Here is a 16,883-nt window from a genome sequence, read left to right as displayed (position 1 = left end):
TTTTAAAAGGTTTAGTATTTTAAAGTATCTACGACAATTGCTCAAGATTGGTTTTTTAAAAGTTGAAATTTTTAAAAATTATTGAGAAAAACATCAGATTAGCCTTAAAACATTGAAAATAATCCAAATAAAAAACAGCCATAAATTGTTTTTTATGACCATATTTCAATAGTGATTTTAAAATAAATTTTCCCTATTTTTGTGAAATGAGTCAAAAGTGGATTTATAAAACCGAACCTGATGAAGAGATTGTTGATGGATTGAGTTCGTCGCTTGGTTTTGGGACTTTTGAATCCAAATTGCTAGTTCTCAGAGGAATAGACAATTATCAGAAGGCCAGAGAATTCTTCAAGCCGAACTTTACCGACATTCACAGTCCTTTTTTAATGGCGGATATGCAAAAAGCAGTGGAACGTATTGCCACAGCGATTGAAAATGGCGAAAAAATATTGGTATATGGCGATTATGACGTCGACGGAACGACTGCCGTTGCGCTGACTTATTTATATCTTAGAAAAATAGTTCACAAAAAATATTTAGAATTTTACATTCCGGACAGAAACTCTGAAGGATACGGAATCTCAACCGAAGGAATTGATTTTGCCAAAGAAAATGGCTTTTCGTTGATTATCGCTTTAGATTGCGGAATCAAGGCAAGTGATATGATTAATTATGCTAAAAGTTTAGGCATTGATTTTATCATTTGCGATCATCATTTACCAGGCGACGAAATCCCTGATGCCATTGCTGTTTTGGACCCTAAAAGAAGTGACTGCCGATATCCTTTTAAAGAACTTTCAGGATGTGGAGTTGGTTTTAAGCTTTGCCAGGGTTTAAATACAATTTATAAAATTCCGGAGACAGAATTGTTTGAACTTACTGATCTTTTGGCTATTTCTATTGCCGCAGACATCGTTTCTATGACTGGCGAAAACCGTGTTTTAGCAAAAATGGGGTTGAAAGTTCTCAGAAAAACCCGAAATATGGGTCTTCGTTTATTGATTCCGGAAGATAAGCTTTCGCATTTTGAAATTTCGAATATTGTTTTTGAAATTGCTCCAAAAATAAATGCCGCCGGAAGAATTTCTCACGGAAAAGCTGCTGTGGAATTAATGGTTTCAGACAACCTGAAACATGCCCAGCAAATCGTAGGTGACATCATGAACTTGAATGATGAAAGGCGTGAGCTCGATATGAATTCGACTCTTTCCGCTTTAAATCAAATTATAGAATCTCAGCAGGAAACCAAATACGCTACAATCGTCTATCACCCAGAATGGAATAAAGGTGTAATAGGAATTGTGGCTTCAAGGCTTACCGAAACGTATTATAAACCTACTTTAGTTTTTACGGACGGAAATAACGGAGAAATGGTTGCTTCGGCAAGATCGGTTTCAGATTTTGATGTGCATGAAGCTTTGGATTTATGTTCAGAATATTTCCTGAAGTTTGGAGGTCATCATGCGGCAGCCGGGCTTTCTATGGAAAAATATAAGTTTGAAGAATTTAAAATAAAATTTGAAAAAATAGTTGCCGAAAAAATAAAAGATCATCAAAAAGAACCTTCCATTACGATTGATTCTGATGTGGAAATTGACGAAATAAACAGAGATTTTATTAATTTTCACAGAAAATTGGCTCCGTTTGGTCCACACAATATGAAGCCTAATCTGGTTTTGAGGAATCAGAAAATTGCAGGTTATGTAAAAACAATGGGCAAAGATAATAATCACCTGAAATTCTACATCAAGCAGGAATCTACCGGAAGAAATATAGAATGTGTTGGCTTTAAACTCGGCCAGTTTGCTGATGATTTTAGAAATAAGACTTTTGACATCGCCTTTACTTTGGAAGAAAACCATTGGAAAGGAAATGTAACACATTATCTGAATATCCGAGATGTGAAGTTTAGAGAAAGTGAATAGTAAATTTAAAATGAAATTAGAATAATTTGACAAGTGCAGCGAATTGATTTACAAAGCAGAAATTGACAATTGACTTTTAATACAATGAAAAAAATCGGTCTTTTTTTCGGATCATTTAATCCAATTCATATTGGTCATTTGATTTTATCCAATTATATTCTTGAAAATTCGGATATGGATGAATTGTGGTTTGTTGTAAGTCCACAAAATCCTTTTAAAGAAAAAAAGTCTCTTCTGAAAGATCACAACCGACTGGATATGGTGCAGCTTGCTGTGAAAAATTATCCTCAAATGCGCGCCTCAAATGTAGAATTTTCATTACCCACGCCAAGCTATACAATTGACACATTGGCTTATCTTGAAGAAAAACATCCGGATTATTCTTTCAGCTTAATCATGGGTGAAGATAACCTCAGCAGCCTTCATAAATGGAAAAATGCTGACATTTTAATTAAAAAACATCATATTATCATTTATCCAAGAGTTTTTGATGGCGAGAAAAAAGATTCTGAATATCTTCAGCATGAAAATATTTCCATGATCAAGGCTCCGGTTATTGAATTGTCGGCGACGGAAATCCGGAATATGATAAAAGATGGGAAAAATGTACGCCCAATGCTTCCTCCCGAAGTTTTTGAGTATTTGGACGGAAGTAATTTTTATAAATAGTTTAGACAGAATTAATTTTATTTACAATGGAATTCATCGAAAAATTTTTCTCAAAATATCCTCAGGAAAAAGTTATCAAATGGTTTAAACAAATATGTCTGGCTGAAGCTTTGTCATGGTTTTTTCTGTTTACAGCAATGATCTGGATCCGAGTTGATCCTGAAGGCATCTTGCCAATCGTTTACATAAGTACGATCGGAAGCATTCACGGATTCTTTTTTACACTTTACCTTTTATTTTTGCCTGCCACAAGAAAAATATATACTTGGGACGATGAAGATTCAGTTTTCGCTTTGATTGCTGCATTTTTTCCTTTTGCCACAATCTGGATTGATAAAAAGCTGGCTCGCTTCGATAGAGAATAAAAAAATTCAAAATATTTTACATAATTAATTATAATTGATAATTAATCAATTCTGCTGTATTCCTAAAAAACAGAAATATCTTCAAGCTTTTCTAACAGCATTTACCTCGATAATTACATTAAGTTTTAAACATCGTAAGCAAATTTTCATAATTTTTGTAACAAATCCATGCTTACTGTTGTCTTATTGTATAGAATATTAAGGTAGAAAATAAAAACTTATAAAATTTTATCATCTGATAATCAACAATTTATATTAAAAATAAAAATATTTTTACTACTTTGTATTGCAAGATACTAAATTTATTATATATCTTTGCAATGTAAAATAATAACGAATACAAGCATCTATAAACTATTAAATTAAAAATCATGAAAACGCCACTTCTCATTGCAGCCATATTTTTCGCAGGACTAGCTTCTGCACAAGAAAAAAAATCAGATACCACAAAAACTAAAAATATTGAAGAAGTAACCTTGACAAAGCAGGTTTTCAAAAAGCAAAGCGACCGTTTTGTATATGATGTTGCCGCATCACCTGTTGCAAAAGGAAATACGACTTTCGACCTTTTAAGACAAACTCCGTTGCTTTCTACAACAGATGATAAAACTTTAAAAATTGCAGGGAAAAACAATGCTCTGATTTATATTAATGGCAGAAAATCAAATATGGATGCGGAATCCTTAACGCAGTTTTTAAAAAATACTCCAGCAGAAAATATTCAGAAAATTGAAGTGATTACGGTTCCGGGAAGTGAATTTCAGGTTGAATCTTCGGACGGAATCATCAATATCGTCTTAAAAAAGAAAATGAGCGACGGACTGAATGGAAACATGAGAATGGCAAACTCTCAGAATAAATACAACGCAAACTCTGCAAGCTTTTCAGCAAATTACAGAAAAAACAAATTGGGGATTTCTGCAAATTTAAATGGCGGAGAAAACATTCAGGCGCAGCGTTATACACTTAAAAACGGAAATAGTACTGCTTCTAATGAATCTGTAGGAGATATTGACGATCCTAATCAATATCTTGGCGGATATCTGAATATTGATTATCAGCTGACAGAGAAAAGCAATCTTGCCTTATCCTGGAATACTTCTGCTAACAAGAGTTATAATTCGACGGTAAATCTGTTTAATACAATTCGTTCTTATGATGAAGATACCCAAGAATATGTTACAAGATATACTAACTCAAGAAACGTAGAAAATGCACGTTCTTACAACAATTCTGTAAATTTAAATTATGAATTAAAAACAGATTCTTTAGGAAGTAAACTAAATATGAACGCTGCATATCTTAATTATAAAAGATTCCAGTTTACGGATAACAAGACTTATTTTGCAGACGCTTTTGGAAATGATACAGGATTAAGCCAAACAATTATTCAGAATCTTCCTCAAAAAATAAATAATTTTTCCGGCTTAGTTGATTATATTCAAAAGTTTAAAAATGATCTTACAATTTCAGTTGGAGGAAATTATAATAAAACGAAAACCGATAATGATACCAGAAATGACACATTCAAAGAAGGTGAAGCTGCTGTATTAAGACCCAATCATTTTATTTATGATGAAAACATTTATGGATTTTATTTAACGGCAGAAAAAAAGTTCTCCGATAAGTTTTCAGGGAAAATAGGTACAAGATATGAAATCACCAATAGCTTGGGTACATCCGACAACGCTGCTCCGGAATACAGAAGAATTGAAAGAAATTACAATAATATATTGCCTTATTTGAGTTTAAATTACGCTATTAATGATAAGAATAATATTTCTTATGCATTTTCCAGCAGAATGAGAAGACCAAGCTTCTGGGAAATCAATCCGGTAAGAAATATTCTGACAGAAGACAACTACACTCAAAACAATCCTTTTGTAAAAGCTTCAACAACCTATAATCAGGAATTGACATATATGTATAAAAATTCTTATTTCCTGATTCTGAATCATTCATATTTCAAAGATCAAATTACTCAAGTTCCATTGCAAGGCTATCCGGTAAGTCCGTCCGGAGAAGTTGGTATGCAAAACCAATTGAGGTATATCAGAACCAATTTTGGTGACAAGCAGGAAATGTCTGCAATGATTGGTATGCAAAAGACATTCTTCAAACAATATCTGACTACAAACTTCAATGTTGGTGTACAACATAATATCAACAACGGAACTTTAGCAATTGATCCTACTACAGGCGACAGCTTTCAGGATATTGACGGAAAACCTGTTGTCTACAGTAACAAAAGAAGCTCTACAAGTCTTATAATCCAAACCAACAACACCATTCGTTTAGACAAAAAGAAAACATGGTTTCTAGGTGTAAATTATTTCTTTGTGGATAAACAGCAAATAGAATTGGGAGTACTCAGAAACTTGATGAGTTTAGATATAAGCTTAAAAAAGAATTGGAACGACTGGACTTTTGCACTTAATGTAAATGATATTTTAAATACCAACATTGTTGAAATAGAAGATTATCAGGCAAACGGAAACTACAATTACATTCACCAAAACAGATACAACAGAGGCGGAACATTCAGCATTACTTACACTTTCGGAAACCAAAAAGTAAAGAAAGTAAGAAACATTGAAAGCGCTTCTGATGATATCAAAAGCAGAACGAGATAGAAAACAATCATCTTCATATTTATTATTTTGTACGAAGCCTGTTGAGAAATCAGCAGGTTTTTTTTATCTTTAGTTATGAATAAATTTTTACTTTTTACTTTTCTGATCTTTTTAATGGTTTCCTGTAAAGAAAAAACAGTAAATCTGGGAACTGACAAATCTTTTGAAATCAGAAAGAACATTTCTTACGGAAACGATCCTGAACAGGAAATTGATCTTTACATTCCTACGCAACTTCATAAAGGTAAAGATGTATTTATAATGATTCATGGCGGTGGTTGGAGAAGTGGAAATAAATCAGAAATTTCATCGCTTACATTTTCAATGATGGAAAAGTTTTCTAATAATGTTTTTGCAAACATCAATTACAGATTGGCTTCGAACAAACGTTTTGCAATTCCGAACCAGACTGATGACATCAATGATGTTATTCTTTATCTGGAAAAAAAGCTGCAATACAAACCTCAATTCATTCTTATCGGAAACAGTGCAGGAGGCCATTTATCGATGTTGTATGCTTATAAGTCTGATAAAGGTAAAAAAGTAAAAGCCGTTGTAAATATCGTCGGACCTTCTGATTTAGCTGATGAAAATTTTAAAGATTACAGTGATTATTATTTTGTTGAAAAAAATTTAGTTGATCCAAAACAAATTCCTTCTACCATTTCTAAGGAAAATTTTGCAAGTCCTGTAAAATGGATCAATACAAACATTCCACCAACAATTTCTTTTTATGGCAATAATGATCAGGTTATTCCCTTATCACAGAAAGAAATTTTAGATTCAGCATTAACTGTAAATAACGTAAAAAATGAATCATTTGAGTTTGATGGCGGACATCTTGATTGGAACAAAGAAAATAATGTGCGATTTTTAGTTAACAAAATCGATGAATTTCTAAAACAGATTGATAAAAATAAAACGCTCTGAAATTTCAAAGCGTTTTAAAATAATTTATTCTGATTTCACGACTTCCGTTCTTTCCGAAATTCCGTTGGCATTGAAAGCTTCAATCTGAAAATAATACGAATCTACTCTATCGGCGCCGGTGAAGAAATATTCATTTTTCCCGTAAACCATAATGCTTCCGTACAATTTGTCGGGAGATTTTCCCCAATAGATCACATATCCGTCTGCGTCTGAATTCTGCTGCCATTTCATCCAAATACTTCTTCTTTCACCATATTTTTTAGGATCAGCTCTTAACGGGACAAAATTCTGAACTTTTCCAGGTACAGCTCCCGCTCCTTTTCCAAAAACCCGGAAACTGCTTAAAGCAAATTTACCGGTTGGCATTTTCAGGTTTTCCATTTTCAGAAATCTTGCTTTTGCAGGTTTTTCAAGCTCAATGTAATCATGAGGAACATCTTTTGTATTTTTGCTTTTGTCTACAATCACCTTCCACTTTTTACCGTCATTTGAACCATAAATTTTATATTGATGCATCTTACCTAAAGTTTTGCCTAAAAATTCAACATCCTGATCTGCATAATTAATCTGAATAGCATTAATTGTAGAAATTTCTCCTAAATCTGTCTGAAACCATTCTCCGGAATTTCCAGTTTTTGCGCTCCAATATGTTTTTATATCTTCATCGACTGCATAATTGGAATGATAACCGCCCAAAGTTGACGAAACCTGAACCGGTTTATTGTAATTAAGTAGCATCCAACCTGCAAAAAGGCCTTTTGAAAAATCTTTTCCCTGAGCGTATTGTGGCAATAATGTAGGATAATCTCCGTAAGCGGTGTTTGTGTACATTACATCATCTTTATCAAATCCGGCCGGCCAGATCCCAAGTCTTCTTTCAAAATTATTTTTTGTGGAAATAAAGATCGTGGAAACATGCCACCAGTTTTTGAAATTGTCTTCAAAAGTTGCCCCATGTCCCGCTCCTCTTGCAAAACCTCCGGGTTTATAAGAAAACGGATTGTGCTTTTGATATTCAAAACCTTCCAAAGGATTTTTACTGACATAAACTCCATCTGAATAACCGCTAAATTCGGTTGCCGGAGCGCCGTATTGCATATAATATTTGTCTTTATATTTAGTCACCCACGCTCCTTCCACAAAAGGTTGAAGGAAAACATTATCATTATATTCACCAAACCTTTCCCAACCGTGATCTTCGGGTTTTAATCTTAAAATAGGTTTTACAAAACCTTCAGACTGTAAAGTTTTAACTTTAACTTCGGTTCCCAGCAATGGCCATTCATTGCTTGATCCCCAATATAAATACAGCTTATTTTTATCTTCATCATAATGAAAAGCGGGATCCCAAGCACCAACTTTCAAAGTATCTACCGCAATCTGCCAATCGTCTTTTGTAGGATTTGTGCTTTTCCAGATCGGAAAATCCTGTTCCCATGTTGAGCCATAAACATATAAAGTGTCTTTCATCACCCAAGCCGCCGGAGCATTCAGATCATGAATATATTTGTTGTCTCTTAGGAATTTTCTGTGAACAAATTTCCAGTCGAGCATATCATCACTGTACCAATATCCTTCCTGATTGGTCGAAAAAAGAAAAAGCTTGTTCTTGAAATTTACAATTACCGGATCCGCTGTCGCACGGTGTTTCCCCTGACTTGAAAAATTTTTGAATGGTGTATATCCGTAATCTATATTGATCGGATTACAATAGGTTTTCTGCTGCGCATTTGAAAAAAAGCACAGAAGAATAGCCATGCTTAAATATAATCTCTTACTCATAATCAAACTTTATAGTACAAATTTAGGGTAATTATAAGAAACCGTAAAGTTTCTTAGCAGCAACTTTACGACTTTTGAGACACGCATGTAATTTATAACAATGATCTTTAGAAGTTCTTTTCTGCTATTAATTACATTATATTTTCCGATGCTAAATTTATATGTACAGGTGCTTACTTTATAAAAGACATCAGAAGTTTTGTTACAGACATTGCCTGTTATATACTTTCCGACGCTTACATTATTCTATTCGATATGAAATTTATGAATGACATTGCTTACTTTATACAAGACATCAAGAGTTTTGTTACAGACATCGCTTGTTATATACTTGCCGACGCTTACATTATTCTATTCGATATGAAATTTATAAATGACATTGCTTATTATGAATGAGACTTTAAAAGTTTTATTGCCGGCGTCGCTTGTTATATCTTTTACGGTGCCTGTTTTATAATATCAATTGCTTGATTTACAACATCAGGTGCTTACTTTTTAAGCTCCTTTATACGTTTTAAATTCTATGCCGTTGATCTGCTTATACTGCGTGCTTGATGCACCGAAGACGCTTTTTACATACTGCTTTACTTCTTTTGCTGTCTGTACGAGACCTGAAAGCGGATTGTAAAAGAAAGAGGAAAGCCAAAAGCAATACGAACTGATAATGGTCCCGAGTTTACGAGTTCTGTTTTTACGAATTGGTGTCATAAACACAGAATTGAAATCCGATACATTCAACCGGGGAAACCTGTTCAGAATGCTTTTATTGAAAGGTTCAACAGAAGTTATAGGACAGAAGTTTTAGATACAAGAATTTTTAATAATTTGGTAGAAGTACGGGAAATAACTTCTGATTGGATGGAACATTACAACAACAATAGACCTCATGAAAGCTTGGGAAATCTATCTCCAATACAATATTTGTTGAAAGAGGAAAACTCACCCAACCCTAATCCCAAAACAGAGTTTCCTCCCTTCCATCAAATTTTTTCAACACCAACAATAACAGGATGAAATATTTATAGTTTTACATAAAGAAATGAGGGTGTAATTCTGTCCAATGTTCGGGGGGACTTACAGATTAATGTTTTAAGGTCACTGAAAAAATGTGTGATTGATCATTTACTTAAATCTTGTAAAATATTTTTTGATAGTAAAAAAAAATTTCAGCTTCTAAAGTTTCAAAATAATAATCATTTTTTTTAAATCATAATCAATAAGGCATCTACAACTGCTTGTTCATATCTGACGATACAAAATTTAATAATCCCTACTATATCTGTAGGGATTATTAAATTTTGACATTCGCTTCTCATCAAGGTTTTAATGGTATTCTTACTTTTATCTGATCCTCAAAGACTTTATAACCTTGTTTTTTTAAATTCTTAATATAATCCGTACAACCTAATAATGTAGCAGTATACTCATTATGCTTAGACTCAATATCTAAATAGTAACTTTTGTTAGGTTTGATATGGTAAAAAAAGTCAATATTCAAAATAGCCATTTCTACTACTAAAGACTCTTTCTTTTTTAATATTAAAATATCTTCTTTACAATCTTCTAAGTCTCTCGAATAATAACCTTTTGGAATCATCTTTTCTGGATGACTGTATAATTCATTACATTCATATACATAAGTTTTACCCCGAAAACCTTGAGGATCTATAATATAATTATTATTTGTATGATTTACAATTTTGTATTTGTATGCTTTATTTGCATCAAGATACCTTCCCATTGATACAGCTGAATCCATTAAGAAAATTTCTACATCTTTTCTTTTATTTACTTTTATTTGGGAAAAATAAAGCCCGAATATAAACATTCCAAAAAAGCAATAAAATCTTTTCATTTTTATATTATTTTATGAGTAAGAAAGAGGGTACATACCCTATTTTCACTTTATTATTATAACCTTCTGCATCCATAGTTCCCGTCCATTTATATTGTTCAAAATATGCTCTATATTCCATGATATGGGTAATATTAGGTAACTGCCAAAATGTATTATAAAAACCTGAAATATAATCTATAGAATGTCTCATTTCATGTATAAATGTAGAGGCAAGTCTATAATTGTTTTTTGAGAGAAGACCTGGTGCTAAAATTACTTCTCCTTTAGAATTTGTAATTCCCCAAGCATTACCTCCTGTACTAAGTTTCAAAGTTCCTCGCGTAGTAACTGACAGCTTAGAGCCGTCTCCTTTTTCCCACTGTGCAATAGTTTTTTCATCTGCAAATTCTGCCCATTGAGCACTTTGACCCCAATATTCTTTAAATATACTTTTATATGTATCTAAAACTGCTTGTGTAGGTTTTGCAGATGGATCTACTCCATTATCCTTTAAAAATTGAGTGAGTTGTTCTTTATATTCAATAGAGTTAGAAACTTTATGCAGCGCATGATTTAGCCCTGCAACAACCCCACCAATCAAAGCACCCTGCCAAAAATTACCTCCTGCAAGTTCTGAGCCTACACCTCCCGCTACAGCACCAAAGGCAATTTGACCTACAGCAGATCTAGCTGCTTCTTTCGCAACTGCTCCAAATGCTGAAGCTCCTAAACTACCTAAAAGCCCTGCGCCGGCAGCACTCCAGAAATTACCTCCTTGCATGGCACTCAATACCCCTTGAAAAGTACTATGAGCGAGCCCCTGAAGCAACGTGTTGCCCAAGGTATGGGTAGTGGCCAAAAATACTTCGCCTATACCCGCCGTAACGGCACCTGTGACGGCACCCATTATTAAAGAACTATAAAACCCAAAGAACGTTAACTTTTCACCAGCGATCAAAGTTATTGCTGTATAGCTTACAACTCCCACTGTCGCTCCAATAATTAAAGCTGCAACAATTGCTGACTCAACCAATCCGAAAAGAAATTCCCCACTCGGATCATTGAACATCAGAGGATTATTCATTACATATCCATACTTATTATAATTTTGGGTATTGTAAGGATCCTGTATATTTTCATCCGCATTTAAAAATCTTCTTAATAACGGATCGTACAACCTTCCGTTCATATGGATAATGCCTACTTCTGCAAAATGCTCGTGACTGGTATATCCTCTGCTAATGATAAGATCCTTCGACAAGCTCAGGATCACATTTTTATCTGTAACTACTGCTCCATTACCAATCTTTAAATGGGTGAAATTGCCCCAAGCATCAAAATGTCTTTGCTCTAATTTATTTCCTGCTTCATCACTTATTGCCAAGATGCTTCCGATATAATCTTTGTGTAAAAATTTATAAGAACTACTGCTGCTATCATCAAAGTTTTTCAAATATACAATATTACTTTCGTAAGGATTTCCACCAATGTAAAGAATATGTTTTTCTTTCCCAGTTGTATTATCTTTAACAATTTCAAAACTTCCATCTTCACTGTAGAACTTGGTAAATTTACCTTCTCCATCTGTATTAAAATTACCTCCGTAGGTCACCCGTTGTCTCATGCTTGTCAAACCATACTGGAAAGCAACATCTCCTTTTTCACCATCTAAAAATACAGGATCATTATTCTCATTATAAACAATAGATTGAATTAAATCATTATTATAATTCTGTGTTCCTCCTGCATTCAATGTCATCCCAGTAGGCTGGTAAATTTTTGCAGAATTTTCAAATTTGATTGTTCCTACCTGATCATTTTGGATAATTCTTCCTTTTACATCGTATACATTTCTGTTGGATGAAGGTTTAATTCCTGTCACAGGATTGGTCCAATTGATCAATCTATTATTGTCGTCATAATCAAAGGTCTCTAAGATATTAAAATCGCCTCCAGTTGTTCTGCTATTCAGTTCATTTTTAATCGCATTGAACGAATAAGAGATTTGAAGAATGGATGGCTTTATAGTCGAAGAATGGTTTACATTTGTTAAGAAACCGTTGACATCATAAATATTATTAACATCAGCATCTCCTAATTTTGCTTTTAAAACCTGTCCTTTAGCATTGCTTTCTTTCAGTTCCCAAAGAATCTTTCCTGAATTCTTATCTTTTACCTGATACAATTCTCCGTTCCAAGCACTGTAAATGTTTTCTACATTAACTTTAGTTAAAATCCCGGAAGAGTAGAGTTGTTTTTCATAAGAAATTACTCTTGCCATATCATCGTAAGTAATTCCTTTTTGAATAAAATATTTACCATTGCTGCTTTCAGAAGATGATAAAACTCTTCCTTGTTGATCATACAATATATTTGAACTATATGTTTTTCCTTTTGAGGTACCTGCCTTTGAAATTACCCTTCCTTTGTTATCATAAGAATAAATGATCGTTTTATCTGTTGCCTGTCCGCCATCGGCAGTAGAAAGCTCTTTTTGAGTGATGAGTTGTCCTAAGTTATTATATATATATTCTTTCGTTCCTTTAGGGCTGATAATTTTCTTAGGCTGTCCAAATCCATCGTATTCATATTTATATAATCCATTCGAAGGATCGTTAAACTCTAATTTTCTTCCCCATGAATCATATTTAGTGGTGACAATATTTTCAACATATTGCGCTTTGATCTGTTCTCCTGCAGCATTGTAAGAAAAAGCTATTGTCCCTCCTTTGTCTGTTGAAGAAACTACATTGCCCAATGCGTCCGCAGTTTTGGAATTTGTTCTTCCATAACCGTTAAGCTCTTTTACCGTAGTTGTTAAGCCGGAAACCATAGTTTCCATTTGTTTTCCGTTAAAAGAAGTAGCGGTTATTTTTGTAGGAAATACAGAATCATCATATGTTATAATATTCCATTGAGAAGCACTTTGTCCTTCAAAATAAGGTTCAGATTCTTTCAATTTTCTTCCCAATACATCATATTGCGTTTCTTGGGATACAAATTGCCCCTGCCCGAATGCTTTGGTAGATGCTTTATAATTCTGTCCTAATATATTAATATATTTCTTAGAAATATTTCCGCCCGAATCGTATTGAGTTACAATAATATTCGAATTGTTATCTCTTTCATACTGGTAGGTCGTAGTTCCTTCTAAATTGGTTTTGGAAGTTAATATTTTGCCCCAACCGTCATAGGTGTTTGTAAGAATATTTCCCAGCGGATCGGTTTGGATTAAAATTTGCCCCCAGTCATTATAACTAATGTTAGTTTCTAATTCTAAATTATCTGTTTTCTTTACTACAAATCTTCCTTTAGAATCATACTCTGTTTTCGAAGTCTGTGTCTGAGAATCTATACTATTAGTGATTGTTTTTTGAGTAATATTTCCGAAACCGTCATAATTGTAGGTTTCCAAAAGATATCCTGTATTATCTCTGTTCCAAGACTTTAAAGTTTTAATCCCGTTATTTTCATAAGTATATTCTTCTTTGGTAGATTTGGTGTCTCCATATGCTTGTACAGTCTCTTTTTTAACTTTAGGCTTGCCAATACTATAATTAGTTCCGGGATTAAAATTAGGTGGATAATATTCTAATTCAGATGTTGAAATAGCATAACCGTCATTAATGTTAGTTATTGATTTCTTAGGAAGATACAAGTTATCGTACTGTTCTACTGTATGAACGGTTTTTGTATTTGTTAAAAAATCTTTTGAAGTGGTGATATACGGATTAATTGCAAGAACTACTTTTGATTTATCTGAATCCGGAACATTGGTGACAATATTTCCGTTAAGCAGATTATCAAGCTTGTATTTATATTCTTTAAATGATATTGATAGAGTATTATTTATAGAAAGATTATCCGGAAAAATTTTGGATTCATCAGTCGTCCTAATAGACCATTCTTTTGCAGGTAATCCGTTATTGAGCGGATCTATTTCTACACCAGACCAAATTTTGGTATTTTCAAATCCATCAGCATACCATGAAGAACGAGCAGTTTGCTGAAATCCAATCATTCCTTTTCCTTGCAGATGCCCTGTCATTCCTCTATACCTGAAATCTTGTTTTCGGCTTGCTTGTTGAAGCTGAGATACGGCATAAGATTGATCAGCGCGAATAAGTGAAAAATAGGGATAATATTCTTTTTTAACTTTTTTATAAAAATTAGGATTAAGAGGGTTATTCGGGATCACCTCTAAGTAATCTACTGATGTGATAATTCCTCCCTGGGTAATCGTTTGTACTCGGGACAGCTTTCCAACAGAAGAAGGGGATTTAAGCTTGTGCATCCTTTCTTTCCAGAATAAGAAAATATCATAATAGTTATTATTAACTTTAACCTGTGAAGTAATCGGAGAAAATAAAGTAAAATTGCCAACATCGGTGGTTACATAATTATATCCTCCATAAGTATAGCTGGTAAAGAAATCAGGACTACCATTTGTTGTAACTCCGTTAGCTGTATAAGCGTCAATAGTATAGCCAAAGTATCGGGTAAGTATAAATCCGCTTGAATTTACCTGCCCCGCCTTGTTAAAAGGAAGAATATGTACAATATCAGATTTACCGTCTTTATTGATATCTGACACCGAATACACATGCTGGTATATATTAAAAGTAGGGTAATTGCTATTTTGATAGTCGTTAGGTTTTCTGTATTTTAAGAAACCTGTTTTTAGAAAATTGGAAAATCCTTTTTCTGTTCCTAAATAGAATCTCCAATTATCTTTTTCCTGTTTATCTGTAGTTGGAATGGTAAAGTCAAGATTTCCGTCACCGTTAAAATCTCCAAACAAAACGGGAAACTCTGGAGCTTTTGTTTCAGCCAGACTGCCCGTAAACCTAATTTTTTTTAAATATTGGGTAGGAGCAGTTTTCACAAACTCAAATACCGTATAGGCAGTGTTGGAAACATCAATAATATTAACTTTGCCATCACCATCTACATCCAGATATTGTTGTTTATAATGCTGGCTATTATTAAACCCTGAATCAAGAGTATAAGTGGACAGAGGGTTATTACTGTTTTTTAAATCAACAATAAAATTTCCGATATCATAACTATTACATTCCAATTCATAACCAGGGGGAGGCCTGTTTACAATATCTTTATTACTAAAATTAGTGTTTAAGTTATTAATAGGTACAAATTGACATTCTTCTTTGCTTAAAGATAAAAATACATCCGAAATACCATCTCCATTAATATCTCCTTCATTGAATGAAGCTATTGTTACACGGCAACCTACACCACCTCCCTGATACGTACAGTTTGGATCAATATAAACCACCTTCTCAAATACTTTAACAAAAATATTATCTCTGAAAATGTAACCTACTACTTTCCCCCCTTCATATTGAACAATTCCATTTCCGTTATGGATTTGCCCTTCTTCATCTAAAAGTGTGCTGATAACCTTAGCTTCAGCATTAAAGGTCTTGCCTGTGGAAATATCAGTATAGATATCATTTAGCCCTCCAAGCTTAACAATACCATTGTTCATTACGAAATCCAAATAGGAATCACCATTAAAGTCACCTGACAATTTTACGTTTTCAAAACTATCTACATTATTGTTCGAATATTCTAAATTTGGCTGTGTTGGAGCAGGATAGGAAAAAGCTACCGGATTAGCAGCATTATTATCAGTATTATATTCCGTTATTTTATCAACTGTCTGATAATTCATCCCGTTTTTCAGGTAATCGACTGTATATTTTTTAAATTGGATGCCATTGGAGCTTACTTTAATTTCAGACAAAAGCTGAGTTTGTAAAAAACGAATTCCTCCTACATAAGAATCTTCAGCTAGGCTTCTGACAATATATGTAAAATCTATTGTATTAAAATGAGGTTTGCTCAGCGTTTCATTTCCTCCCCATTGAATGCTTGAAATCGTAGCAATATTTGAGAGGCTTGCCTGCAAATAATTATAAGTGATACAATTACCTTTAATATCTTTCCATTTTACAATATTGTATTCAATTGGAGTTCTGGCGTTACTAAGACCTGAAGCAGTTGTCCCATACCAGGCCTGTGAACCATCCTCAAAAGTCACTTCCCAACATTCAGGACCTTTCCATATTTGTCCGGTGATTGTTCCAATGGACTTTATCTTTATATTAGAGTATTTTTCTGTCACATATTCTGCTCCATCTTTTCCATATTCTCCTGATTTTAGAATTAGTCTTTGTCCGTTAAAGCTATAATAATCTAATTCATCTAATTGCACACCTTTAGCTTCTCCATTTTTTTCTACGGTTTTGCCGGCTCTTGACACAGCTGTTAAACCTAATAAATTCCATCCATAACCAGAGATTCCGTTGGACGAGCCACTGGTGTATACAAGATTAATCTGTGGAGCTACACTTTTCACTCCCGGAGGTAACGCAATAGGTAAAGTAAATTGCAACTGGCCAGCTCCATTCACTTCAATATTCCCTTTGGTATCATGGAAACTCATTCCTTGTGGTGTTGTAGTTCCGGAAGGGTTTGTAGCTCCGGCTCCTGAATCGGCAGGTCCTCCCCCAGGATTTTCTGTAGCAGGACCAATTTTGGCAATAAAAGGATTCGAAACCTCTGAAGTAGCACGAAAACCAGGGGCCATTACAACTGTTTGGGGATCTTGTACCGTTCTGGTTGTACTTTCCGGCTGATGCAATATGGTTTGTGAATATCCAATTATAGAAATAAAGGATATAACTATTGAGTAGAATAATTTCATATTCTTAAGATA

10 protein-coding genes are annotated in these 16,883 nt (G+C 33.8%); 6 read left to right on the top strand and 4 right to left on the bottom strand.

The genetic code is table 11. The annotated features are described in order from the left end of the window. Nucleotides 1–206: 206 nt before the first annotated feature. From recJ to AC6CHK_RS03590, 5 genes are all read left to right on the top strand, one after another. Complete coding sequence (gene recJ, locus AC6CHK_RS03610) at nucleotides 207–1,925, top strand: single-stranded-DNA-specific exonuclease RecJ (RefSeq protein ID WP_498093612.1); 1,719 nt, start codon at nucleotides 207–209, stop codon at nucleotides 1,923–1,925. Nucleotides 1,926–2,009: 84 nt separating this feature from the next. Beyond that, nucleotides 2,010–2,594, top strand: a complete 585-nt coding sequence (nadD, locus tag AC6CHK_RS03605; protein WP_498093610.1) for a nicotinate (nicotinamide) nucleotide adenylyltransferase — start codon at nucleotides 2,010–2,012, stop codon at nucleotides 2,592–2,594. A gap of 26 nt (nucleotides 2,595–2,620) precedes the next feature. Beyond that, complete coding sequence (locus AC6CHK_RS03600) at nucleotides 2,621–2,959, top strand: DUF3817 domain-containing protein (protein WP_498093608.1); 339 nt, start codon at nucleotides 2,621–2,623, stop codon at nucleotides 2,957–2,959. 371 nt (nucleotides 2,960–3,330) lie between these two features. Beyond that, complete coding sequence (locus AC6CHK_RS03595; RefSeq protein WP_498093606.1) at nucleotides 3,331–5,592, top strand: TonB-dependent receptor domain-containing protein; 2,262 nt, start codon at nucleotides 3,331–3,333, stop codon at nucleotides 5,590–5,592. A gap of 75 nt (nucleotides 5,593–5,667) precedes the next feature. Further along, entirely contained in the window at nucleotides 5,668–6,522 is an 855-nt protein-coding gene (locus AC6CHK_RS03590) for an alpha/beta fold hydrolase (protein WP_498093604.1), read from the top strand. 24 nt (nucleotides 6,523–6,546) lie between these two features. On the opposite strand, the gene AC6CHK_RS03585 is transcribed toward AC6CHK_RS03590, so the two are convergent. Continuing rightward, complete coding sequence (locus AC6CHK_RS03585) at nucleotides 6,547–8,304, bottom strand: discoidin domain-containing protein (protein WP_498093602.1); 1,758 nt, start codon at nucleotides 8,302–8,304, stop codon at nucleotides 6,547–6,549. 495 nt (nucleotides 8,305–8,799) lie between these two features. Continuing rightward, the gene (locus AC6CHK_RS03580; RefSeq protein ID WP_498093600.1) at nucleotides 8,800–9,012 is read right to left on the bottom strand and encodes a hypothetical protein; all 213 of its coding nucleotides are present in this window, start codon (nucleotides 9,010–9,012) and stop codon (nucleotides 8,800–8,802) included. Here AC6CHK_RS03580 and AC6CHK_RS03575 point away from each other — a divergent pair. Further along, nucleotides 8,926–9,318, top strand: coding sequence for an integrase core domain-containing protein (locus AC6CHK_RS03575; RefSeq protein ID WP_498093877.1), 393 nt, complete (start codon nucleotides 8,926–8,928; stop codon nucleotides 9,316–9,318). The genes AC6CHK_RS03580 and AC6CHK_RS03575 overlap by 87 nt on opposite strands. Before the next feature lie 301 nt (nucleotides 9,319–9,619). Here AC6CHK_RS03575 and AC6CHK_RS03570 read toward each other — a convergent pair whose 3' ends face one another. After that, nucleotides 9,620–10,159: a hypothetical protein gene (locus tag AC6CHK_RS03570; protein ID WP_498093598.1), complete on the bottom strand. Its 540-nt coding sequence runs from the start codon at nucleotides 10,157–10,159 to the stop codon at nucleotides 9,620–9,622. A 7-nt stretch (nucleotides 10,160–10,166) separates the two neighbouring features. Beyond that, nucleotides 10,167–16,871: an RHS repeat-associated core domain-containing protein gene (locus tag AC6CHK_RS03565; RefSeq protein ID WP_498093596.1), complete on the bottom strand. Its 6,705-nt coding sequence runs from the start codon at nucleotides 16,869–16,871 to the stop codon at nucleotides 10,167–10,169. Nucleotides 16,872–16,883: the final 12 nt, after the last annotated feature.

Source organism: Chryseobacterium sp. GQ58, assembly GCF_059758895.1.
This window is presented reverse-complemented; position numbering and strand designations above follow the sequence as displayed.

Bases quoted from the DNA above. Each gene is read 5' to 3' on its own strand.
- recJ (WP_498093612.1), top strand. From the start codon at position 207: ATGAGTCAAAAGTGGATTTATAAAACCGAACCTGATGAAGAGATTGTT.
- nadD (WP_498093610.1), top strand. From the start codon at position 2,010: ATGAAAAAAATCGGTCTTTTTTTCGGATCATTTAATCCAATTCATATT.
- AC6CHK_RS03600 (WP_498093608.1), top strand. From the start codon at position 2,621: ATGGAATTCATCGAAAAATTTTTCTCAAAATATCCTCAGGAAAAAGTT.
- AC6CHK_RS03595 (WP_498093606.1), top strand. From the start codon at position 3,331: ATGAAAACGCCACTTCTCATTGCAGCCATATTTTTCGCAGGACTAGCT.
- AC6CHK_RS03590 (WP_498093604.1), top strand. From the start codon at position 5,668: ATGAATAAATTTTTACTTTTTACTTTTCTGATCTTTTTAATGGTTTCC.
- AC6CHK_RS03585 (WP_498093602.1), bottom strand. From the start codon at position 8,304: ATGAGTAAGAGATTATATTTAAGCATGGCTATTCTTCTGTGCTTTTTT.
- AC6CHK_RS03580 (WP_498093600.1), bottom strand. From the start codon at position 9,012: ATGACACCAATTCGTAAAAACAGAACTCGTAAACTCGGGACCATTATC.
- AC6CHK_RS03570 (WP_498093598.1), bottom strand. From the start codon at position 10,159: ATGAAAAGATTTTATTGCTTTTTTGGAATGTTTATATTCGGGCTTTAT.
- AC6CHK_RS03565 (WP_498093596.1), bottom strand. From the start codon at position 16,871: ATGAAATTATTCTACTCAATAGTTATATCCTTTATTTCTATAATTGGA.